The organism is Pseudomonas sp. PLB05, assembly GCF_021106615.1.
In the GTDB taxonomy this organism is placed as follows: Bacteria; Pseudomonadota; Gammaproteobacteria; order Pseudomonadales; family Pseudomonadaceae; genus Chryseomonas; species Chryseomonas benzopyrenica.
Map to the genome: position 1 here is coordinate 1,170,408 of NZ_JAJOHO010000002.1, position 21,449 is coordinate 1,191,856.

Here is a 21,449-nt window from a genome sequence, read left to right on the forward strand (position 1 = left end):
CGTGCGATGTCCGACTATGCCCAACCCCGGGTACAACCCAGCGCGGCCAGCAGTCGCCGCGAAGAACGCAAGGTGATCTTCGCCTCGTCCCTGGGGACCGTCTTCGAGTGGTACGACTTCTTTCTCTACGGCGCCCTGGCGGCGGTGATCAGCAAGCAGTTCTTCGCCGGCGTCAACGACACCACCGCCTTCATCTTCGCACTGCTGGCCTTCGCCGCCGGTTTCGTGGTGCGGCCCTTCGGCGCCCTGGTGTTCGGCCGGCTGGGCGACATGGTCGGGCGCAAGTACACCTTTCTCGCCACCATCATCCTCATGGGCATCGCCACTTTCGGCGTCGGCCTGCTGCCCACCTACGCCAGCATCGGCGTGGCCGCGCCCATCATCCTGGTGGTGCTGCGCCTGCTGCAGGGCCTGGCCCTGGGCGGTGAGTACGGCGGCGCCGCCACCTACATCGCCGAGCACGCGCCGCCCGGCAAGCGCGGTGCCCACACCAGCTGGCTGCAATCCACCGCGACCCTGGGGCTGTTGCTGTCGCTGGTGGTGATCCTGGTCTGCCGCTACCTGACCGGTGACCAGTTCGAGGTCTGGGGCTGGCGTCTGCCGTTCCTGCTGTCGATCTTCCTGCTGGCCATCTCCACCTGGATCCGCCTGTCGATGCACGAGTCGCCGGCCTTCCTGCGCATGAAGGCCGAAGGCAAGCAGAGCAAGGCGCCGATCCGCGATTCCTTCACCAACTGGAGCAATCTCAAGGTGGTGCTGATCGCGCTGTTCAGCATCAACGGCGGCCAGGCGGTGACCTTCTACCTGTCGCAGTTCTATGTGATGTTCTTTCTCACCCAGACCCTCAAGCTGGATCCGGTGCTGGCCAACAACCTGCTGATCGTCAGCGTGATCCTGGGCGCCCCCTTCTTCGTCATCGCCGGCTGGCTGTCGGACAAGGTCGGCCGCAAGCCGATCCTGATGCTGGGCCTGCTGCTGGCCACGGTGCTCTACTTCCCGCTGTTCAAGGCCCTGACCCACTACGCCAATCCACAGATCTACCAGGCCAGCCAGCAGGCGCCCATCGTGGTGACCGCCGATCCGGCCACCTGCACCTTCCAGTTCGATCCGGTGGGCAAGGCGCGTTTCGACAGCCCCTGCGACCGGGTCAAGACCCTGCTGGCCAAGAGCGGACTGCCCTACCGCAGCGTGGCGGCGGCACCGGGGGACGCGGTGCAGGTCAATGTCGGCGACAAGGTCATCATCGGCTATGACGAGCCGGCTCTGCGCGCTGCGGTACAGGCCGCCGGCTACCCGGCCAAGGCTGATGCGGCGCAGGTCAACAAGCCCATGGTGGTGGCGGTGATCTTCGCCCTGATCCTGATCGCCACCCTCTGCTACGGACCCCTGGCGGCGCTGATGGTGGAGCTGTTCCCCACGCGCATCCGCTACACCTCCATGTCGCTGCCGTACCACATCGGCAACGGCTGGTTCGGCGGCTTCCTGCCCACGGTGTCCTTTGCCCTGGTGGTCTATACCGGCGACATCTTCTACGGCCTCTGGTACCCGGTACTGGTGACCGGCGTCAGCCTGGTGGTAGGCCTGCTGTGTCTGCCGGAAACCCGCCACCGCGATCTCGACGCCGATTGAGACCCAGCAGGCGGCGAATCCCCGTCGCACTCTGAGTTTCGCCGCCGATTGGGTTATACTCGCGAGCTTTTCCACAGCTTTTCTCGCGAGTGTTTCCCCCATGGAAATCAACCCGATCGTCACCAGCATCAAGGACCTCTCCAGCCGCACCGAGACCATTCGGGGGTATCTTTGACTACGATCTGAAAAAGGATCGTCTCGTCGAAGTCGAGCGCGAGCTCGAAGACCCCGCTGTCTGGAACAAGCCCGAATACGCCCAGAACCTTGGCCGCGAGCGCGCGCTGCTGGCCCAGGTGGTCGGTACCCTGGACGAGCTGAACGGTGGCCTGGCCGATGCCAGCGACCTGCTGGAAATGGCGGCCGAAGAGGAAGACCAGAGCGCGGTCGATGATGTGGCGGCCGAGGTGGAGCGCCTGCGCGGCATCCTCGAGAAGCTGGAATTCCGCCGCATGTTCAGCGGCGAGATGGACCCCAACAACTGCTACCTGGACATCCAGGCCGGCTCCGGCGGCACCGAGGCCCAGGACTGGGCCAACATGCTCTTGCGCATGTACCTGCGCTGGGCCGACCAGCACGGCTTCAGCGCCGAGATCGTCGAGTTGTCGGAAGGCGAGGTCGCCGGCATCAAGGGCGCCACCGTGCACATCAAGGGCGAATACGCCTTTGGCTGGCTGCGCACCGAGATCGGCGTGCACCGCCTGGTACGCAAGAGTCCCTTCGACTCGGGCAACCGTCGCCACACCTCCTTTACCGCGGTGTTCGTCTCGCCCGAGATCGATGACAACATCGACATCGAGATCAACCCGTCCGATCTGCGCGTCGACACCTACCGCTCCTCCGGTGCCGGCGGCCAGCACGTGAACACCACCGACTCCGCGGTGCGGATCACCCACGTGCCCACCAACACCGTGGTGGCCTGCCAGAACGAGCGCTCCCAGCACGCCAACAAGGACACCGCCATGAAGATGCTGCGTGCCAAGTTGTATGAGTTGGAGATGCAGAAGCGCAACGCCGCCTCCCAGGCCCTGGAAGACTCCAAGTCCGATATCGGCTGGGGCCACCAGATCCGCTCCTACGTCCTCGACGCCTCACGGATCAAGGATCTGCGCACCGGCGTGGAACGCAGCGACTGCGACAAGGTGCTCGACGGCGATCTGGACGAATACCTTGAAGCCAGCCTCAAGCAGGGCGTTTAATCCATCATTTCCTGTAGGAGCGGCCCATGGCCGCGATAAAGATCTATCGCGGCCATGGGCCGCTCCTACGGCAAGCACTCCCCAGGTAAACAGCAGACATGAGCGAACAACCCCTAGACCCCCAAGCCCAGGAACAGGAAGACAACAAGCTGATCGCCCAGCGCAAGGAAAAGCTTTCCGCGCTGCGTGACCAGCAGGCCATTCCCTTCCCCAATGACTTCCGCCGTGACAGCCTGGCCGGTGACCTGCAGAAGCAGTACGCCGACAAGACCAAGGAAGAGCTGGAAGCCGCGGGCATCAAGGTCAAGGTGGCCGGCCGCATCATGCTCAACCGCGGCGCCTTCATGGTGCTGCAGGACACCAGCGGGCGCATCCAGGTCTACGTCGACCGCAAGACCCTGCCGGCCGAGACCCTGGAAGCGGTCAAGACCTGGGACCTGGGCGACATCATCGCCACCGAAGGTACCCTGGCCCGCTCCGGCAAGGGCGATCTCTACGTCAACATGAGCGACGTGCGCCTGCTGACCAAGTCGCTGCGCCCGCTGCCCGACAAGCACCACGGCCTGACCGACACCGAACTGCGCTATCGCCAGCGTTATGTCGATCTGATCGTCAACGAAGAGGTGCGCCAGACCTTCCGCGTACGCTCCCAGGTCATCGCCCACATCCGCCGCTTCCTCATGGAGCGTGGTTTCCTCGAAGTGGAAACGCCCATGCTGCAGACCATTCCCGGCGGCGCGGCGGCCAAGCCCTTCGAGACCCACCACAACGCCTTGGACATGGCCATGTTCCTGCGTATCGCGCCGGAGCTGTACCTCAAGCGGCTGGTGGTCGGTGGCTTCGAGAAGGTCTTCGAGATCAACCGCAACTTCCGTAACGAAGGCGTCTCGACCCGGCACAATCCCGAGTTCACCATGCTCGAGTTTTACCAGGCCTACGCCGACTACCGCGACAACATGGACCTCACCGAGGAACTGTTCCGCGAACTGGCCATGGCCGTGCTCGGCACCACCGACGTGCCCTATGGCGACAAGGTCTTCCACTTCGGCGAGCCCTTCGTGCGCCTGTCGGTGTACGACTCTATCCTCAAGTACAACCCGGACATCACTGCGGAAGACCTGCAGGACGTCCAGAAGGCCCGCGCCATCGCCAAGAAGGCCGGCGCCAAGGTCCTCGGCCACGAAGGCCTGGGCAAGCTGCAGGTGATGATTTTCGAGGAGCTGGTGGAGAGCAAGCTGGAGCAGCCGCACTTCATCACCGAGTACCCCTTCGAGGTCTCGCCGCTGGCCCGGCGCAACGACGACAATCCCAGCGTCACCGACCGCTTCGAGCTGTTCATCGGTGGTCGCGAGATCGCCAATGCCTACTCCGAGCTCAACGACGCCGAAGACCAGGCCGAGCGCTTCATGCTGCAGGTCCAGGAAAAGGACGCCGGTGACGACGAGGCCATGCATTACGACGCCGACTTCATCAACGCCTTGGAATACGGTATGCCGCCCACCGCCGGCGAAGGCATTGGCATCGACCGCCTGGTGATGCTGCTGACCAACTCGCCGTCGATCCGCGACGTCATCCTCTTCCCGCACATGCGTCCGCAATAAGCGCCGCGCCTCCTTTTCGGGGGCGCCGCTGGCATCTGCAGACTCGGGGCTCTGTCATCAAAGGTTCATCCGGACCTGCTAACAGAGCCCTGATGTCGCGTTCCCTCCGCAGGTAGCCATGACCAACACCCTGATTCCTCTGCATCCGGCTGCCGAACGGCTGGGGCTGCTCTACGCCTACCATTTCACTTCCGGTCAGCCGGGGCGCGCCCTGACCATGGCGCCGGAAGATCCCTGGGACGCGGAAGAGGGTGGCTTTCGCTGGCTGCACTTCAACCTGGCCCATGCCGCCGCTGAGCGCTGGATGCGCGAGCACCTGGGGCTACCGGAGGAATTCTTCGAATCCCTGCACGCCGGTTCCCATTCGACCCGGCTGGAGCCAGCCGACGACACCCTGCTCGGGGTGGTGAACGACGTGACCCTGGCCTACGGGCAGGTCTCGGTGGACGTGGCCACTCTCTGGGCATGTGCCCGTCCGGGACTGCTGGTGACCGCCCGGGCCCAGCCGCTGCGCTCGGTGGATCGCCTGCGCCACGCGGTACGCCGGGGCGAGGGCTTCGGCTCGACCCTGGAGCTGCTGGTGCATCTGCTGCGTGACCAGGCCGATGTGCTGACCGGCATCATCCGCGACACCACGGTCAAGGTGGATGCCATCGAGGATCGGCTGCTGTCCCAGCGGCTGTCCGCCAGTCGCGCCGAGCTGGGTAGTCTGAGACGCGCCCTGGTGCGCTTGCAGCGCTTGCTGGCCCTGGAGCCGGGCTCGCTGCTGCGCCTGCTCAACCGGCCACCGGCCTGGCTGCGCCGCGACGACATCCAGACCCTGCGCGAGGCCACCGAGGAATTCGACCGGGTGCTGGACGACCTCGCCGCCCTGGTGGAGCGTCTCAAGCTGCTGCAGGAAGAGATCGCCGCCGCCTCCGCCGAGCAGACCAACCGCACCCTGTTCACCCTTACCCTGGTCACGGTGCTGGCCCTGCCGATCAACATCATCGCCGGCTTTTTCGGCATGAACGTCGGCGGCATTCCGCTTGCCGATTCGCCCCATGGCTTCTGGATCCTGGTAGCGTTGGTGGCGACCTTTACCGTGCTGGCCGGTAGCCTGGCCTTCCGCAAGCGCGGCGACTGACCAGAGTCATGCAACCGTTGCAGGCACCGCGCGGTCTCTAGGGGAACCCCCACTGGAGACCGCAATGGACTTCAAGGACTACTACGAGGTGCTCGGCGTCGCCCCCGATGTCGACGACAAGACTCTCAAGACCACCTACCGCAAACTGGCGCGCAAGTACCACCCCGATGTGAGCAAGGAGGCCGATGCCGAGGCTCGCTTCAAGGAGGTGGCCGAGGCCTATGACGTCCTACGCGATCCGCACAAGCGTGCAGAATACGACCAGGTGCGCCTCTATCAGCAACAGGGCGAGCGCTTCCAGGTGCCGCCGGATTGGCAACCGGGCTCGGGTGCCGACTACAGCGATCCCCATGCCGGCTTCGGCCAGGATTATTCGGACTTCTTCGAGTCCCTGTTCGGTGCCGCCGGACGCTCGCAGCAGGGTGGCTTCGCCCGCCGTGGCCGCGACGTCGAGCTGGAATTACCCCTATTTCTCGAAGAGAGCCAGGCCGGCAGCACCAAGCCGCTGAGCTTTTCGCTGCCGCAGCGCGACGAGCTAGGCCGCCGCGTCGGCGAGACCACCAAGACCCTCAACGTCAAGATTCCCGCCGGCAGCACCGACGGCGAGCGTATCCGCCTGAAAGGGCAGGGCGAGCCGGGCATTGGTGGCGCGGAGCCGGGTGACCTCTACCTGGTCATCCGTCTGGTGCCTCATCCCCTGTTCGACGTGGATGGCCAGGACCTGGTGGTCAGCGTGCCGCTCGCCCCCTGGGAGGCGGCCTTGGGCGCCAAGGTGCAGGTGCCGACGCTGGATGGGCAGATCATGCTCAGCATCCCGCCCGGCAGCCAGAACGGTGCGCGGCTGCGGGTACGGGGCAAGGGCCTGGCCGGCAAGAACGGGCAGGGCGATCTGCATGCCCTGCTCAAGGTGGTGATGCCGCCCAAAGGTGATGAAGCAACCCAGGCGCTGTGGCGCCAACTGGCCGAACGGGCGGCCTTCGATCCCCGCCAAGACTGGAGGAAAGTCTGATGAGCAGTCTGATCGTCCTGCAGGAATTCTGCGTGCTCTGCGAGGTGAGCGAGCCGGTGGTGGTGGAAATCGTCGAACACGGCATCCTGGCGCCCCAGCGTGGCAAGCGCCCGGCCGAGTGGCATTTCGACACCGGTGCCCTGCACCGCGCCCGCCGCGCCGTGCGTCTGCGCCACGAACTGGACCTGGACTGGTCCGCGACCGCTCTAGCGCTGCACCTCTTGGATGAGGTGGAAGAACTGCGGCGGGAGAACCAACGGCTGCGACGGCGCCTGGAACGCTTCGCTGGCGAGCTGCGGGACGTCTGACCGGCCGCGTAGGGTGGATTGAGCCGGCATCATCGTCCGAACCCAACAGTCGGAGCCGCGTCTGGTTGTTGGGCTTCGCTGTATTCAGCTCACTTCAAGAAATAAAGCGCCCAGTTCTTCTCCGGAGGCCGGGCGAGGACGCCGCATGTAAGGTTTCCAGCGCCTAGGTAAGTTTCGATCATTGCCAGAGGCCGCCTCTAATGGGGCCTTTCTTACATAAGATAGACTCTTAACCGCAGTGTCCTTGGGACTGATATGTGACACGTCGGCTGAGATGGTGCTGCCGAGATGTTTACTGTGCCGGTGGTATCAGCCCCTCATTTGAAAGCGTTGATTTAAGGCCTGATAGAGTCTTTTAACTACTTATTCGTTGTTCCTGATCTCTCTTAGCAGCCAGTTCGCGAAGCGCTGACGACTGTCACAGCCGGAAATCGGTTCTGGAGACAAAAGATAATAAGCAGATCCGTCTTCGAGAAATCCATGCGGCGCCACCAACTGTCCCGCAGCAACATCTTCTTGTACCATCAAAAAAGAAGCTATAGCCACACCCAGCCCAGCAGTTGCAGCCTGAATGGAGAGATAAAAGTGTTCGTAGGTTACGTTACGTTTGCTTTTTATTGATCTGCCAGCCGTCGACGCCCAGGTAGGCCAAGCATTGAGGCGTGAGCTCGTATGAAGAAAAACTGTATCTTCATTATCAATGCTTGATGCGTGAGCTCCTGCCGCTACCGGCCCTGTGCGCTCTTTGCAGATGAATAGCGCTTCGACACTGTCATCCCATTTGAAATCATTGCGGCGGAGCGCAATATCAACCCTGGTACGTCGAAAATCGATTGCCCCGCCTGCTGCCACCAAATGCAAAGTAATATCGGGACATGCAGATTGAAATGACCCCAGCTTAGGAATAAGCCAACGCATCGCTATCGTGGGCTCGCAGGACAAGGTCAAAACATTCTCCATGGCCGAGTTTCGGATTCGATCTGACACCTGCGCGAGCTCGTCGAACATTCTACTAGTGACCTGTCTCAGCTCACGTCCAGCCTTGTTCAGATATATAGATCGCCCTCTTCTGTCGAACAGGGAAACACCCAGATCGTCCTCTAATAGTCGTACCTGTCTACTCACGGCACTGTGCGTGACATGCAGCTCAGCCGCGGCCTCCACAAAGCTTTCGGTTCTGGCTGCAACATCAAAAAAACGCAAAGCATTCAGTGGTGGCAGTTTCATATCGATCGGCAACGAAATGGAACAGGTTAGGCGATTTTAAATCGTTTTTATCTCGGTAAGCAACAAGGCATCATCCAGCAGCCACTCGGAAAAAAAGCTTCTATGAACACATCTAGGACAGTGATATGGATAGCACCTCTAGTTTTGCTCAATCTGCCAATCGTTCCAGTCACAGCTTTGCCGGCGTCCGTAAAGGGGTTGAGGACCTGTGCAAAAATATCGCCAAAAATGATTTTATAAACCTGCCGGCAAGGCGTACGTCCAAGCTGCTAGCTGAACAGGATGAAGACTTTTTGGAAGAATGGACTGCGTTTCAAGAAAGCTGGAATCTCTTGGAGCAGGATGGCTACATGAGGGACGGCGGTAGTTATCGCTATCGTCGGCATGCAACTTTTCACGCTGACCCTTTGGGCGTATCGGTCGAGCTTGTTCCGCATCAGCCTCACTATCAAAGCCTGGATTACAATCAGCTCAACGGCGATATCGCTCGGCACTTTTCGCCAATTGATCCGGGTACGATCAACAATCGAGCGTTCCTCGCTTCAATGAGGCTGTGCTGCGAAGCATTTGGACAACTCACTCCGTTTTTTTCTTGGCATATTGAGGTTCATCAATTTCGGATCTACGCCAAGCCAGGCCAGAGCTCCTCGCCCACCCCCGAAGGTGTACATCGTGACGGCGTAAATTTCGTATTCATGATGTTGATCAATCGAGTTAATGTCGTTAACGGTGAGACATCTATACACGATAGGCAAAAGAGGCGGCTGACTGCCTTCACGCTCACCAGCCCTATGGACGTTGCTATCGTGAATGATGAAAGGGTAATGCACGGCGTAACGCCAATTATCCAGCTCGATACCGAACGAGAAGCCTACCGAGACGTCTTGGTCATTACTTTCAATAAAAAGTAGAGCCGTTCATGGACGGGCCATTCAGGCTCGTCCATCATAAAGGATCGACATGAACGAAATTCTAGCTGTAGCATTGATCACCATATTGGCAGTTATCAGCCCGGGCCCCGATTTTGCCATGGTAACCCGTAACAGCTTTCTGCACGGTCGAAAGGCCGGCCTGACAGCAGCTTTGGGTATTGCTTGTGGTGTTCAGATACACGTCTTCTACACAGTATTCGGTATCGCCCTGTTGATTGTGCAGTCACCTCGCCTACTGTTCGCTATGAAGCTGCTCGGGGCAGCCTACCTGATATATATAGGTATAAAATCATTCACTAACAAAAACCGAGTTGACCTCAATGCTGGCTTTGGAACATCTGAGCGCCTACTGTCGATCTTTCGGATGGGATTTCTTACCAATGCCCTCAATCCGAAGACAATGCTGTTCGTTGTGTCGACCTACACTCAGGTGGTAAAGCCTGACAGCTCTCTTGTCACAAACTTCGCCTACGGTCTGTTCATGTCGTTCTCTCACTGGGCTTGGTTCAGTCTCGTCGCTATCTTTTTCTCTGCAGAGATGCTCCGTCAGAAGATGCTTAGCAAGCAAATCGTACTAGACAGGGTCATCGGCGCCGCGCTGATGATACTCGGCGCCATGCTTTTAATGCCTACTACTCTCCGGTGATACGGGGTTCGCGAACGGACAGGTCAGAGGCAGACACCACATGCTGTATCAGAACAATAGTGCCTCCTGATGCTAATTTCTATGTATTTCTGTAAGGATAGGTTCTGATGTTCGAAAGCTTCTATGCCAAGGAATGGGTTCAGGTGTCTACAGCCTTTGTCTTTGTCTTTGTGATAGTGATATTGATCACGCCGCTTATGTACTGGCGTATTAGTCGAAAGCTGAGCGGAGACAGTAGGAAGCAATTCATCGATGTCGCCTTCGATATGTATGGTGTTGTGTTTTTCCTATTGGTTGCACCCATTGGTTACTTGGTTTTGTATTTCTTCGGCTCTCAGTCTAAGTTTATGCTGAACGACCCTATGGCTTGGGTTTGCTTTATAGGTGGCGCCGCTTCAATTTATGATTTGATTCGAGCTTTGCTAAAGCTGAATGCTGCTGGCAGAGTGGCGCAGTGCGGTGAAAAAATTCGAATCTATTTTAAAGTTCAAGAGGCTGGTTAAAATTGCCTTCTGCCTTTCATTAATCCCGCTGCTTTATGGGGCGTTCATGATTGGTGTCACTAACTTGGTGGCACCTGATTCCATTAATACGATGGCATGGTTTTTAACATTCATGATGACAGGCTTGGCAATTGTTTACGCAGTTGCATCCAGAGCGTTGCTCCTTGTTTCGCAAGCTTATGAACAAGGCTCTGGTTAGGCCGGCAAGATATGCAGAAGACCTGATGTAAGTGTGCGAAAATTCATTCCCGACCGAAGCCAGGTGATTGGTCCCTAACTCATATTCGCACTAGGTTTTTCGAGATCAAACAAGGCGAAGCGTAGGCAGGCATGGGGACCTTTCTGGACACGACAACGCCAGAGCCCGCCCTCTCTTCATTTGCGCCTACCCTTGAGCCTTAATCAATGGCCAGGGGACTACAGGCGTACGGAAGCGCCTCGCATGGCCGCGGCCTCCTTATCACCGCATGTGGCGTCTTACGCCAGGGTTATCCAGGATCAGCAATCACAGCCTGGATCTTGTTGGTCTTTTGCCAGGCAGTGCAGTTGACTTAACCAATCAGCTCAGGACTACCAAGTCTCTGGAAACCTTGAGTCTCTGGCGGCGTGAAGAGAACTCCGTGAGTTGATCTGTAGCCGCGTAGGACTATCCCGCCGCAATCAACCCCCGCCGTTGCATCGCCTGTTCCTGACTCAGCCTTTCAATTCTTACCGGCAAGGACTTCGACGCCGGGGTATGGCTGCGGGTGTCGTGGTTGGCCAGCGGCGCCAGGCTGTTGGTCTCGGGATAGTAGGCGGCGCAACAACCGGCCGGTACGTCGAAGGCGATGACCTTGAAGGGCCCGGCCCGACGCGGATAGCCGTCCAGGGCATCACCGACGAAGTCGATGAAGTCACCCTCCTGCACCTCATGGCGGCGCATGTCCTCCGGGCTGAGCATGGCCACCATGCGTTCGTCGATGTCGCGGTAGCGATCGCGATTGGAATAGATGGTGGTGTTGAACTGGTCGTGGCTGCGGATCGTCATCAGCTGCAGATGCTCGGCATCCGGCGGGCTGTCGTCCTCGTCCAGCACGTCGCCGGGAAAGAGGAAGTTGGCCTTGCCGTTGGGGGTGTCCCATTTCCGTTCACGGGCCGCATTGGGCAGGCGGAAGCCGCCAGGCTGTTCGATACGGGCGTTGTAGTCGGCGAATTGTTCGGGCAGCACCGCCTCGATCTTGTCGCGGATGAGCGCGTAATTGCCAACCAGGGCGTCCCAATCGATATGGGGATAGCGCTCGCCCAGAGTCGCCTTGGCGATGCCGGCGACAATGGCGATCTCCGACAGCAGTTCCGGCGAGGCCGGTTCCAGGCTACCGGTTGAGCCGTGCACCATGGACATGGAGTCTTCCACGGTGATGGTCTGCACCCCGCTGGTCTGAACATCGCGTTCGGTGCGGCCCAGGCAGGGTAGCAGGAAGGTGCTGCGACCGTGCAGGGTATGGCTCCAGTTGAGCTTGGTGGCGATCTGCACTGTCAGGCGCAGGTTGGCGACATGGGGCGCTACCCGGTCGATGTCGGGAATGGCGCGGAAGAAGTTGCCGCCCAGGCCGATGAAGGCCTGGGGTTCGTCGCGCAGCAGGGCTTCGCAGCACTCCACCACGTCGTCGCCGCCCTCGCGTGGTGCCTGGAAGTCGAACGCCTGGTCCAGCCTCGCCAGGAAGGGTTCCTTGGGCTTCTGGTAGATGCCCACGGTGCGGTCGCCCTGGACGTTGGAGTGGCCGCGTATGGGACAGGGGCCGGCGCCAGGCTTGCCAACATTGCCGCGCAGCAGCAACAGATTGATGATCTGCTGCAGGACATCGCCGCCGCGGCGGTGCTGGGTCACGCCCATGCCCCAGCAGGCGATCACCCGCTCGGCCTTCATGTAGACCTGAGCCGCGTCCCGCATGGCCGCCTGGGTCAGGCCTGAATAGCGCTCCAGGCGCTCCCAACTCAGCCCCCGGCAGTGTTCGGCGAAGGCTTCCAGGCCGACGCAATGCTGTTCGATGAATGCCACGTCGAGGATGCGCGGGGCGCCGCTGCGGCGCGCTTCGTCGTCAGCCTCGATGACGACCTTGCACAGCCCCTGCATGGCCGCCATGTCGCCGCCGATACGCACCTGGTGGTACTGGGAGCTGATGGCCACGCCGCCGCCCGGTAAGGCCATGTCGCGCACGGCCTGGGGCGAGGCGAAGCGCACCAGGGCCTTTTCCCGCAGCGGATTGAAGGTGACGATGGGCACGCCGCGGTGCACGGCGTCGTGCAGTTCGCTCATCATTCGCGGACTGTTGGTACCAGGATTCTGGCCGATGATGAAGATGGCATCGGCCTGGGCGAAATCCTCCAGGTCCAGGGTGCCCTTGCCGACGCCAATGCTCTCTGGCATGGCGGTGGTGGTGGTCTCGTGGCACATGTTGGAACAGTCGGGGAAATTATTCATGCCGTAGAGACGACCGAACAGCTGATAGAGAAAGGCCGACTCGTTGGACGAGCGGCCCGAAGTGTAGAGCTCCAGCTTCCAGGGATCGTCCAGGGCGCGCAGCTCGGTGCCGATCTCGGCGAAGGCGTCCGCCCAGCTCACCGGGCGGTAGGTGTCGCTGGCGGCGGCGTACCGCATGGGGTGGGTGAGACGGCCCTGGTCTTCCAGGTCATGGTCGGTCCAGGTACGCAGTTCGGTCAGGGTATGGGCGGCGAAGAATTCCGGGGTGGTGCGTTTACGGGTGGCCTCCCAGGCCACTGCCTTGGCGCCGTTCTCGCAATATTCGAAAGTATGCGGGGTCTTCGGATCGGGCCAGGCGCAGCTCGGGCAGTCGAAGCCACCCGGCTTGTTCATGGTCAGCAATGCCTTGTTGCCGCGCATCAACACCTTCTGGCGGCTCAGGTGCTGGGTCACGGCATTGAGCGCACCCCAGCCCCCGGCGCTGCCGTGCTCCTGGGTGCCGTGCAGGGGTTGAGCGGGGGAATGGGCGGATTGCTTGGTCATGTTCACCTCTGGAACTGAGCCGGACAGGAAGCCGGCGGGTACCTAGAGGTGAACCCTGGAAGCGGGCTGGCGTTCCACCATCTGGCTGCCGGGCCGACGAGTGCGAGCGGACAGCGAAGCGCCGTTCACCCGCCTGAAGGGGCGCGCCAAGGCGGCCGGTGACTGCTAGGCTGGACGCTTCCGCAGCTACCGAGAAAGCTCACCATGGCCAGCCATATCCTCGACCATCGTATCCTCGGCGAATCCCTGCAGGCGGTGGAGATCGGTCTCGATCCCGGCGAGACGGTGATCGCCGAGGCCGGTGCCATGACCTACATGGAGGCTGACATCGATTTCACCGCACGTATGGGCGATGGGTCCGACGGACTGCTCGGCAAGCTCTGGGGTGCCGGCAAGCGGATGCTCGGCGGTGAGTCGCTGTTCATGACCCATTTCACCAACGAAGGCCGGGGGAAGCGCCATGTCGCCTTTGCCGCGCCCTATCCGGGTCAGGTGATCCCCCTGGATCTGGCAGCCCTGGGCGGCACCCTGTTCTGCCAGCGCGACTCCTTTCTCTGCGCGGCCAAGGGCACCCGTATCGGCGTTGCCTTCACCCGGCGCCTGGGCGCCGGCTTCTTTGGCGGCGAAGGCTTCATCCTGCAGCGGCTGGAAGGCGATGGCATGGCCTTCGTGCATGCCGGGGGCACGGTGATCCGCAAGGAACTCAGGGGCGAAACACTGCGCCTGGACACCGGCTGCCTGGTGGGCTTCACCAGTGGCATCGACTACAACATCAAGCTGGCCGGTGGCCTGCGCAGCATGCTGTTCGGCGGCGAAGGCCTGGTGCTGGCGACCCTGAGCGGTCACGGCACGGTGTGGATCCAGACACTGCCCTTTTCGCGATTAGCCGGCCGGGTCCAGGCCGCGGCCGGCGGCGGTGTCGGCGAACGCCGCGCGGGTGGCGACTAGTTCTCCCTGTATCCTAGGCCCGTTGCAGGGCGCTCTGCGGCGCCATGCGCTCCAGCCAGTCGCGCCAGCGCACCCGGCTGTCGTGGACCAGCCAGCCGTCCTGGCGGGCGAAGCTTTCCGACAGCCAGAGGCCGCGGGTCGACACCGGCAGACGCTGGCCGACCGACAGAGTGTAGAGCTCGCCGGTGGGTTTGCCGTCGTCCAGGGCGACCAGATAGAGATCCGGGCGCTGGCGGGCCAGGCGCGCGAGCAACTGGCCGTTCTCGATCTTCTCGTCGACGTGGAACAGACTCGGCGCCTTGCACTCCTTGGGCAGCTCCAGCAGCAGGTCATAGACCAGTTGCAGCGATGCGGTGGGGGTGTGCACATAGGCGCGTGGGCGCTCCAGCAGCGCCAGGCTGCCGCAGCGCACCGGCCGCGCCGCGCCCGAGCGCGGGGTCAGGCGAAAGGCCACGTCCTCGCGATAGGGCAGGGCCGGGGCATAGGGCGTCGGCAGCCAGGTGTCGGCGAAGCGTCCGGCCAGCCAGCCGCGCGGCGTCTCGATCAGGCACTCCTCGGCCACTTCCTGCACGGCGGTGAGCAGCGGCAGGGCCAGTTCGTGGGTCGGGATATAGCCGGAGATCAGCTTGAGCACCACGTCGCCCCGATCGGGCCGGCGCTGGCGCACCAGCAGCCAGTGGTCCTGGCCCTGCCAGTTCAACGTCAGGCGCACCGAGACGCCCAGGTTGGCGAGCTTCGCACTGAAGTGCTGGGCATCCTCAATCTCGATCGGCTTGCGCCGCTCCAGCATCTCGCTGAAATTCAGCGGTTGGCCGAGGGCCTGGTAGGTGAGGCCGTCATGATTGGCCTCGACCGAAAGGGGCAGGGTCTTGAACGCCTTGGGATTGTGGCGGGCGATGAGCTGGGGCATGGCCGACTCCTGTTGTAGTGTGCCGCGGACGCGCCGTCCCGGGCGATCGGGCAGGGCGTCCAGTGGACGAAGGCAAGGCTTCAGCGAAACGCTCTGGATCAGGGCCGAGCGGTGATCACTTCGGCCAGGGTACGGACATTATGTGACAGGTGCAGGGGATCGATAGTGCCGACTATCGCACTGCTCACCCCGGGCTCGCCAAAGACCCGGGCGAAGCTGGCCCGCACCGGATCCTGGCCGGCGCCGAGTACGGCGTGACCGCTGGCCAGGGCCTTCTTGATCAGGATGCCCTTGCCCTGCGCGGCGGCGGCCTGGATCACCGGGATCTCGGCGTCTTCGTTGAGGTTGAAGGTGACCATGGCGCAATCACCGCGCTCCAGGGCCTTGAGGCCGCCGGCGACGGTCTTGCCGGAAAAGCCGAAGGCGCGGATCAGGCCTTCGCGCTTGAGTTCGGCCAGGGTCTCGTAGCAGCCGCTGTCTTCGAGAATGCTCAGGTCGTTGCCGTCGGAGTGCACCAGCACCAGGTCCAGCCAGTCGGTTTCCAGACGCTTCAGGCTGCGTTCCACCGAGCGGCGGGTATGGGCCGGGCTGAAGTCGAAGCTGGACAGTCCGCCTTCGAATTCCTCACCGACCTTGCTGGCGATCACCCAGTGCTGGCGCTGGCCACGCAGCAGCGGACCCAGACGCTCTTCGCTGCGGCCATAGGCCGGGGCGGTATCCAGCAGGTTGATGCCCAGCTCGCGAGCCAGGCTGAGCAGGTCGGCGGCGGTGCGATCGTCGGGGATGGTGAAGCCATTGGGATACTTCACGCCCTGGTCGCGGCCGAACTTGACCGTGCCCAGGCCCAGGGGGGAAATCTCGAGACCGGTGCTGCCCAGCGGACGTTGCAGACCGTGCAGGGTGCGCAGGCTCATGGCAGCAGCTCCTCCCAGAAGGGCGCGGCCACTGGTGGGTGCGGATGGACGGGCAGGGCGGGGTGCTGTCCCGGCGCGATGCCATCGCGGTCGAGATTGGCCAGGACCCGGTCGGCCAGATCCGGCGACAGCGCCAGCTTGGTCGGCCAGCCCACTAGCAGGCGGCCTTCCTCGGCGAGGAAGGCGTTGTCCGGGCGCACCAGGCCGGATTGCGCTGGTTCGGCGCGGTCCACCCGGAGGGTCGCCCACTGGGCGCCCGCGAAATCGATCCAGGGCAGCAGGCGCTGCAGTTCTTCCCGTGCCGTGGCGATCTGCGCCGCTGGCTCACGGGCCACGCCCTCGGCTTCGGCCAGGTCGCCACCCAGGTACCACAGCCACTGGCCGTCGGCGGTAGGGTGGCTGGTGATGGTCACCCGCGGCTTGGGGCCGCCACCCAGACAGTGCGCATAGAGGGGTTTGAGCATGGGGCCCTTGACCACCACCATGTGCAGCGGGCGGCGCTGCATGGCCGGTTGTTCCAGATGGAGCGCCTGGAGCAGATCGGCCATGCCGGCGCCGGCGGTGAGCACGATGCGGCGGGCGCGGATGGCCTGGCCGTCCACCACCAGACCGGTCAGCTCACCGTCTTCGCGCAGGGGCTGGAGGTCATGCCCGGCCAGCAGGCTGTCGCCGGCCAGTTCGGCCAGGCGTGCGACCAGGCTGGGTACGTCCAGCACCAGCTCGGCCAGGCGATAGACCTTGCCCTTGAAGGCGCGGTCGCGCAGGGCCGGTGGCAGTTCGTCGCCCTTGACCGCATCCACCCGACCGCGCACCGCCTTGCTGGCGAAGAAGCTGGTGAGGTTGCCGGCCAGGCTGCCGGGCGACCAGAGGTAGTGGGCCTCGGAGAGCAGGCGCACGCCGGAAAGATCCAGCTCGCCGCTGCCGGCCAGGCTTTCGCGCCAGCGCCGCGGCATGTCGGCGATGGCCTCGGAGGCACCGGTGAGCATCCCGGTCAGGGCATATTTGGTGCCGCCATGGATGATGCCCTGGGACTTGCCGCTCTGGCCGCCGCCCAGGGCGCCGGTCTCCACCAGCACGGTGGCGTAGCCGGCGCGTCTGAGACGGGCGTTGAGCCAGAGGCCGGCGACGCCGCCGCCGACGATGAGGATATCGGTGGACCAGGGTTGGGACATGAACGGCCTGCTGGATAATCGGCAAAGGAGTGATTTTACACGCTCCTCGCCGCCGCTGGTCTCAATGCCCGGTGCTGCCGGAAAACAGCTGGATCACCACCACGCCGGCGACGATCAGGCCCATGCCCAGCATGGCCGGCAGGTCCAGCTTCTGGTCGTAGAGCACCGCCGCGGCAATGCTGACCAGCACGATGCCCAGCCCGGCCCAGATAGCGTAGGCGATGCCCACGGGAATGCTGCGTACCACCAGGGTCAGCATCCAGAAGGCCAGGCCATAGCCGGTGATGACCAGAAACAGTGGTAACGGCTTGCTGAAGCCGCTGATGGCCTTCATGGAGGTGGTGGCGACGACTTCGGCGGCGATGGCGATGGCCAGGTAGATGTATCCGCTCATGATGATTCCTCCTGTCGAGTGCCCTCATTGTGCCTTGCGTGCCGATAGGTGAAAGTTAGTACCTATCTGTTAGGGAGATGGGTCGTGCAGTGGAATCTTGAGCAGTTGGAGATCTTCGTCGGCATCGCCGAGGGCGCGAGTTTCTCGGCCATGGCACGCCGTCTGGGACGGGCGCAATCGGCGGTGAGCACTGCCATCGCCCTGCTGGAGACCGATCTGGGCGTCGCGCTGTTCGCGCGCAGCAATGGCCGCACGCCGGTCATCACCGCGGCCGGTCTGGCGCTGCTGGAGGAGGCGCGTGAGGTCTTGCGCCAGTGCCAGCGGCTGGACAGTCGCGCCCAGGCGCTCTGTGCCGGTCAGGAACCGCTATTGCGCCTGGCGCTGGACGAGGCCATGCCCTACCAGCCGGTGCTCGATGCGCTGGACGCCCTGGCGGCGGCCTTCCCACACCTGGAAGTCCAGCTTACCAGCGGCGCCCAGGGCGACGTGGCGCGCAAGCTGCTCACCGACCAGGCCGACCTCGGCCTGCTGTTTCGCCATGAGCACATGCCCCAGGCCCTGGAGCGCCAGGCCCTGGGTGATGTCGCCCAGGTCACCGCCTGCGGCGCCCAGCATCCCTTGGCCAGCCAGCGTGGGGTAGGGCGGCGCGAACTGGCCCGCCACCGTCAGCTGCTGATCGCGCCGCTGGAGAATCCCTATCCCGGTGGCGAGCAGATCGCGCCCCAGGTCTGGCGCGCCGACAGCTTCTATCTGCTCGCCGAATTGCTGATGCGCGGCCTGGGCTGGGGCTGGTTGCCGCGGCACGTGGCGCGCTATCCCTCGTACCAGGACCTGCTGGCTGAGCTGGATTGCGACTGGGTGCCGCCGGCCCTGGTGGTGGAGCTGGCCTGGCGCCGCAACGCCGCGCCGGGGCCGGCCGCGCGCTGGCTGGCGCAGCGGCTGGCCGAAGAGTTGCGGGCGATTGGTTGAGCGTGACGTGTTGGGCTTCGCTGTGCTCAACCCAACCTACGCGGAGCGCCCGTAGGTTGGCGCTGAGCGCAGCGAAGCCCAACAAGACGGACCTTCAGCGCTCGCCCACGGGCTCTTCCTATGAAAGTTGTATCCTGGCCAGATCCGTGGGGTAATTTGACCCGCGCCAAGGCGCGAGCGCTGCGATACTCAGGTCATTCCTCCTCGATCCGGGATGATCGCCATGACCACACCTCCCGCCCTCGGCCAGCGCTATGTCTTCGTCGTCCTGGCGCTGATCTTTCTCGCCCTGCTGGTTTCGGCCGGGGTGAGGTCCACCCCTGGTGTACTGCTGCTGCCGTTGCAGGAGACCTTTGGCTGGAGCCGCGAAAGCGTGTCCTTCGCCGCCGCCGTGGGCATCTTCCTCTACGGCCTGGTCGGGCCCTTCGCCGCCGCCCTGATGCAGACCCTGGGCATCCGCCGTACCCTGCTCGGCGGCCTGACCCTGATCAGCCTGGCCACCGCCCTGAGCACCCTGATGCGCGAACCCTGGCACCTGGTGGCCACCTGGGGCGTGCTCAGCGGCCTGGGCACGGGCTGCGTGGCCATGGTGCTGGGCGCCGCCATCGTCAATCGCTGGTTCGTCGCCCGCCGGGGCCTGATGATGGGCCTGCTAGCGGCCAGCACCGCCACCGGCAACCTGGTGTTCCTGCCGTTGCTGGCCCATCTCGCCAGTCAGGAAGGCTGGCAGACCGTGGTGCTGACCGTGGCCGTGGCCAGCGCGGCGCTGATCCCGCTGGTGGCCTGGCTGCTGCCGGAGCGTCCTGCGGACGTCGGCCTGCAGCCCCATGGCGCCCCGGCGGACTATCAGGCGCCGGTCGCCACCGCACCGGGCAATCTGTTTCGCGTGACCCTTGGCACCTTGGCCATGGCCAGTCGGCGGCGCGATTTCTGGCTGCTGTTCCTGACCTTCTTCGTCTGCGGCTTCACCACCAATGGCCTGATCGGCACCCACTTCATCGCCATGGGCCACGACCACGGGCTGTCCCAGGTGCAGGCCGCCGGCATCCTCGCGCTGATGGGCATCTTCGACCTGGTGGGCACCACCGCTTCCGGTTGGCTGACCGACAGATACGATCCGCGCCGGCTGCTGTTCGTCTACTACAGCCTGCGCGGCCTCTCGCTGATCTACCTGCCGTTCTCCGGCTTCGCCCCCGAGCAACTGCTGCTGTTCGGCATCTTCTACGGGCTGGATTGGATCGCCACCGTGCCGCCCACGGTCAAGCTGACCAACCAGAGCTTTGGTGAAAGGAGCGCGCCGGTGGTGTTCGGCTGGGTATTCTGCGGGCACATGCTCGGCGCCGCCTGTGCGGCCTTTCTCGCCGGCGCCCTGCGCGAGCACTTCGGTTCCTACCAGGAGGCCCTGGTATTGGCTGGGCTGACCGGCATCGTCGCGGCGGTAATGGCGCTGGGGATCGGGCGACCGCGCGCCGCGGGTGCCGGGCGCGCGGCCGTGCCCGAGGCGGGCTAGGCGGGCTTGAGGTCGAGCGGTACGGCGGTCGGCGTGCGCTGCAGCATCGACGCCGGGATCGCCAGGATCAGCAGACCGCTGACGAACAGGCAGGCGCCGAGCACATAGGTGCCGTTGTTGATGTCGCCGGTGAGGGTTTCCATGGTCGCGGTGATCATGGAGCCGGTGAAGCCGGAGAGGTTGCCGATGGCGTTGATCATGCCGATGCCCGCCGCCGCGGCGACGCCGGAGAGCAGGGTGCCGGGCAGCGACCAGAAGATCGGCATCAGCGCCAGCAGCCCCGAGGCGGCCACGGTGAGGAAGAAGATCGACAGCACGATGTTGTGGATGAACCAGGCACTCAGCACCAGCCCCAGGGCGCCGACGAAGGCCGGTACCGCCGCATGCATGCGCTGCTCACCAGTGCGCGCCGAATGACGGGCGTTGAGCAGCATGACCACCAGGGCGACGCTGTAGGGGATGGCGGTGAGCAGGCCGATCTGCAGGCTGCCGCTGACCCCGGCGTTCTTGATGATCGAGGGCATCCAGAAGGCCAGGCCATAGAAGCCGGTGTTGAAGGTCAGCAGGATGAACACCAGCAGCCAGACCCGCGGGTTGAAGAACACCTCGCTCAGCCGCGACGCCTTGCCAGCGTTGTGCTGGTCCAGGTTGCGCTTGAGCAGGGCCTTTTCCCGGGCGTTCAGCCAGGGCGCCTTGTCAATGTTGTCGCTCAGGCAGCAGAACACCACCACCGCCATGATGATCGAGGGCACCCCTTCCACTAGTAGCATCCACTGCCAGCCGGCCAGGCCGTGCCAGTTGTGCAGGCTGCTCATCAGCCAGCCGGAAAGCACGCCGCCAAAGCTCAGACTGAAGGGCAGGGCGATGAGAAAGCCCGACATCACCCGACTCTGCCGGCGGGTCGGAAACCAGTAGTTGAGATAGAGGATCACCCCGGGAAAGAAGCCCGCCTCGCAAACGCCCAGCAGGAAGCGCAGCACGTAGAAGAGGGTGCTCGACTGCAGGCCGAAGAATTGCGCCAGCGGCTGGGTGAAGGCCACCGCCATGGAGATGATCGCCCAGGTCAGCATGATGCGCGCGATCCAGAAGCGCGCGCCGTAGCGATGCAGCAGCAGGTTGCTGGGGACCTCGAAGAGGAAGTAGCCCCAGAAGAACATGCTGGCGCCGAGGGCATAGACGGTGTTGCTGAAGCCCAGGTCGTCGAGCATGTCCAGCTTGGCGAAGCCGACGTTGACCCGGTCGAGGTAGGCGGCGATGTAGCACAGCAGCAGGATCGGCAGGATACGCAGCACCACCTTGCGGTAGGTGCGTTCTTCGAAGGCGTCGCCAGCGGCGCCCTGGGGAGCGGTGGTCTCGAACATGGGAATGACCTTCGGGGCCTTGGGGCCCGTTGTTGTTATTGAAGAGGTCGAAGGCGGCCGGGGATGCGGGGTGGCCGTCTGAATCGCCTG

The 21,449-nt window shown here is 63.2% G+C and carries 19 protein-coding genes; 12 read left to right on the forward strand and 7 right to left on the reverse strand.

Translation table 11 applies throughout. From position 1 onward, the window contains the following. Positions 1-6 precede the first annotated feature (6 nt). From LRS53_RS12050 to LRS53_RS12075, 6 genes are all read left to right on the forward strand, one after another. The gene (locus LRS53_RS12050) at positions 7-1,629 is read left to right on the forward strand and encodes an MFS transporter (protein WP_231356033.1); all 1,623 of its coding nucleotides are present in this window, start codon (positions 7-9) and stop codon (positions 1,627-1,629) included. Between the two features lie 100 nt (positions 1,630-1,729). After that, positions 1,730-2,825 (forward strand): peptide chain release factor 2 gene (gene prfB / locus LRS53_RS12055; protein WP_143075288.1). Its coding sequence is split into 2 segments (ribosomal slippage): positions 1,730-1,801 and positions 1,803-2,825, totalling 1,095 coding nucleotides; the frame shifts between segments, so codons are not numbered across the junction. Positions 2,826-2,923: 98 nt separating this feature from the next. Next, a complete protein-coding gene (lysS, locus tag LRS53_RS12060) occupies positions 2,924-4,426 on the forward strand; it encodes a lysine--tRNA ligase (protein WP_231356034.1) in 1,503 nt (500 codons plus the stop codon). A 118-nt stretch (positions 4,427-4,544) separates the two neighbouring features. Further along, positions 4,545-5,552 carry a transporter gene (locus tag LRS53_RS12065; RefSeq protein ID WP_059316035.1) on the forward strand — a complete coding sequence of 336 codons (1,008 nt, stop codon included), beginning with the start codon at positions 4,545-4,547 and terminating at the stop codon, positions 5,550-5,552. Between the two features lie 64 nt (positions 5,553-5,616). Then, positions 5,617-6,561 carry a curved DNA-binding protein gene (cbpA, locus tag LRS53_RS12070; RefSeq protein ID WP_017640779.1) on the forward strand — a complete coding sequence of 315 codons (945 nt, stop codon included), beginning with the start codon at positions 5,617-5,619 and terminating at the stop codon, positions 6,559-6,561. Then, positions 6,561-6,869, forward strand: coding sequence for a chaperone modulator CbpM (locus tag LRS53_RS12075; RefSeq protein ID WP_017640778.1), 309 nt, complete (start codon positions 6,561-6,563; stop codon positions 6,867-6,869). Before cbpA ends, LRS53_RS12075 begins: the two co-directional genes overlap by 1 nt. A 363-nt stretch (positions 6,870-7,232) precedes the next feature. Here the strand turns inward: LRS53_RS12075 and LRS53_RS12080 are convergent, their stop codons facing one another. Next, positions 7,233-8,096, reverse strand: coding sequence for a LysR family transcriptional regulator (locus tag LRS53_RS12080; protein ID WP_231356035.1), 864 nt, complete (start codon positions 8,094-8,096; stop codon positions 7,233-7,235). A 125-nt stretch (positions 8,097-8,221) separates the two neighbouring features. Here LRS53_RS12080 and LRS53_RS12085 point away from each other — a divergent pair, with 125 nt between their 5' ends. The 3 genes from LRS53_RS12085 (at position 8,222) to LRS53_RS12095 (ending at position 10,177) form a co-directional block, all read left to right on the forward strand. After that, positions 8,222-9,007 carry a 2OG-Fe dioxygenase family protein gene (locus tag LRS53_RS12085; RefSeq protein ID WP_231356036.1) on the forward strand — a complete coding sequence of 262 codons (786 nt, stop codon included), beginning with the start codon at positions 8,222-8,224 and terminating at the stop codon, positions 9,005-9,007. A gap of 49 nt (positions 9,008-9,056) precedes the next feature. Beyond that, positions 9,057-9,674: a LysE family translocator gene (locus LRS53_RS12090; protein WP_017640775.1), complete on the forward strand. Its 618-nt coding sequence runs from the start codon at positions 9,057-9,059 to the stop codon at positions 9,672-9,674. Between the two features lie 107 nt (positions 9,675-9,781). Continuing rightward, on the forward strand, positions 9,782-10,177 hold the full coding sequence (locus LRS53_RS12095) for a hypothetical protein (RefSeq protein ID WP_231356037.1): 396 nt from the start codon (positions 9,782-9,784) through the stop codon (positions 10,175-10,177). Positions 10,178-10,823: 646 nt separating this feature from the next. On the opposite strand, the gene LRS53_RS12100 is transcribed toward LRS53_RS12095, so the two are convergent. Continuing rightward, a complete protein-coding gene (locus tag LRS53_RS12100; protein ID WP_231356038.1) occupies positions 10,824-13,181 on the reverse strand; it encodes an FdhF/YdeP family oxidoreductase in 2,358 nt (785 codons plus the stop codon). A 204-nt stretch (positions 13,182-13,385) separates the two neighbouring features. On the opposite strand from LRS53_RS12100, the gene LRS53_RS12105 reads away from it, so the two are divergent. Next, positions 13,386-14,129: a TIGR00266 family protein gene (locus tag LRS53_RS12105; RefSeq protein WP_231356039.1), complete on the forward strand. Its 744-nt coding sequence runs from the start codon at positions 13,386-13,388 to the stop codon at positions 14,127-14,129. Positions 14,130-14,142: 13 nt separating this feature from the next. Here LRS53_RS12105 and LRS53_RS12110 read toward each other — a convergent pair whose 3' ends face one another. From LRS53_RS12110 to LRS53_RS12125, 4 genes are all read right to left on the reverse strand, one after another. Further along, on the reverse strand, positions 14,143-15,039 hold the full coding sequence (locus tag LRS53_RS12110) for a metal ABC transporter ATPase (protein WP_231356040.1): 897 nt from the start codon (positions 15,037-15,039) through the stop codon (positions 14,143-14,145). 98 nt (positions 15,040-15,137) lie between these two features. Further along, complete coding sequence (locus LRS53_RS12115; protein WP_231356041.1) at positions 15,138-15,953, reverse strand: aldo/keto reductase; 816 nt, start codon at positions 15,951-15,953, stop codon at positions 15,138-15,140. Further along, positions 15,950-17,125 (reverse strand): NAD(P)/FAD-dependent oxidoreductase, encoded by a 1,176-nt coding sequence (locus LRS53_RS12120; protein WP_231356042.1) that lies wholly within the window; start codon positions 17,123-17,125, stop codon positions 15,950-15,952. The genes LRS53_RS12115 and LRS53_RS12120 overlap by 4 nt, the downstream gene beginning before the upstream one ends. A 61-nt stretch (positions 17,126-17,186) precedes the next feature. Continuing rightward, positions 17,187-17,519: a DMT family transporter gene (locus LRS53_RS12125; RefSeq protein ID WP_068383440.1), complete on the reverse strand. Its 333-nt coding sequence runs from the start codon at positions 17,517-17,519 to the stop codon at positions 17,187-17,189. Positions 17,520-17,603: 84 nt separating this feature from the next. On the opposite strand from LRS53_RS12125, the gene LRS53_RS12130 reads away from it, so the two are divergent. Further along, positions 17,604-18,488, forward strand: a complete 885-nt coding sequence (locus LRS53_RS12130) for a LysR family transcriptional regulator (protein WP_231356043.1) — start codon at positions 17,604-17,606, stop codon at positions 18,486-18,488. Positions 18,489-18,711: 223 nt separating this feature from the next. Beyond that, positions 18,712-19,998, forward strand: coding sequence for an MFS transporter (locus LRS53_RS12135; protein WP_231356044.1), 1,287 nt, complete (start codon positions 18,712-18,714; stop codon positions 19,996-19,998). Here the strand turns inward: LRS53_RS12135 and LRS53_RS12140 are convergent. Further along, positions 19,995-21,359, reverse strand: coding sequence for an MFS transporter (locus LRS53_RS12140; protein WP_231356045.1), 1,365 nt, complete (start codon positions 21,357-21,359; stop codon positions 19,995-19,997). The genes LRS53_RS12135 and LRS53_RS12140 overlap by 4 nt on opposite strands. Between the last annotated feature and the right edge of the window lie 90 nt (positions 21,360-21,449).

What these genes read in the sequence shown, in the direction of transcription:
- LRS53_RS12065 (WP_059316035.1), top strand. Translation starts at nt 4,545, where the DNA reads ATGACCAACACCCTGATTCCTCTGCATCCGGCTGCCGAACGGCTGGGG.
- LRS53_RS12120 (WP_231356042.1), bottom strand. Translation starts at nt 17,125, where the DNA reads ATGTCCCAACCCTGGTCCACCGATATCCTCATCGTCGGCGGCGGCGTC.
- LRS53_RS12090 (WP_017640775.1), top strand. Translation starts at nt 9,057, where the DNA reads ATGAACGAAATTCTAGCTGTAGCATTGATCACCATATTGGCAGTTATC.
- LRS53_RS12085 (WP_231356036.1), top strand. Translation starts at nt 8,222, where the DNA reads ATGGATAGCACCTCTAGTTTTGCTCAATCTGCCAATCGTTCCAGTCAC.
- LRS53_RS12115 (WP_231356041.1), bottom strand. Translation starts at nt 15,953, where the DNA reads ATGAGCCTGCGCACCCTGCACGGTCTGCAACGTCCGCTGGGCAGCACC.
- LRS53_RS12110 (WP_231356040.1), bottom strand. Translation starts at nt 15,039, where the DNA reads ATGCCCCAGCTCATCGCCCGCCACAATCCCAAGGCGTTCAAGACCCTG.
- LRS53_RS12080 (WP_231356035.1), bottom strand. Translation starts at nt 8,096, where the DNA reads ATGAAACTGCCACCACTGAATGCTTTGCGTTTTTTTGATGTTGCAGCC.
- cbpA (WP_017640779.1), top strand. Translation starts at nt 5,617, where the DNA reads ATGGACTTCAAGGACTACTACGAGGTGCTCGGCGTCGCCCCCGATGTC.
- LRS53_RS12105 (WP_231356039.1), top strand. Translation starts at nt 13,386, where the DNA reads ATGGCCAGCCATATCCTCGACCATCGTATCCTCGGCGAATCCCTGCAG.
- lysS (WP_231356034.1), top strand. Translation starts at nt 2,924, where the DNA reads ATGAGCGAACAACCCCTAGACCCCCAAGCCCAGGAACAGGAAGACAAC.
- LRS53_RS12140 (WP_231356045.1), bottom strand. Translation starts at nt 21,359, where the DNA reads ATGTTCGAGACCACCGCTCCCCAGGGCGCCGCTGGCGACGCCTTCGAA.
- LRS53_RS12050 (WP_231356033.1), top strand. Translation starts at nt 7, where the DNA reads ATGTCCGACTATGCCCAACCCCGGGTACAACCCAGCGCGGCCAGCAGT.
- LRS53_RS12135 (WP_231356044.1), top strand. Translation starts at nt 18,712, where the DNA reads ATGACCACACCTCCCGCCCTCGGCCAGCGCTATGTCTTCGTCGTCCTG.
- LRS53_RS12075 (WP_017640778.1), top strand. Translation starts at nt 6,561, where the DNA reads ATGAGCAGTCTGATCGTCCTGCAGGAATTCTGCGTGCTCTGCGAGGTG.
- LRS53_RS12125 (WP_068383440.1), bottom strand. Translation starts at nt 17,519, where the DNA reads ATGAGCGGATACATCTACCTGGCCATCGCCATCGCCGCCGAAGTCGTC.
- LRS53_RS12100 (WP_231356038.1), bottom strand. Translation starts at nt 13,181, where the DNA reads ATGACCAAGCAATCCGCCCATTCCCCCGCTCAACCCCTGCACGGCACC.
- LRS53_RS12095 (WP_231356037.1), top strand. Translation starts at nt 9,782, where the DNA reads ATGTTCGAAAGCTTCTATGCCAAGGAATGGGTTCAGGTGTCTACAGCC.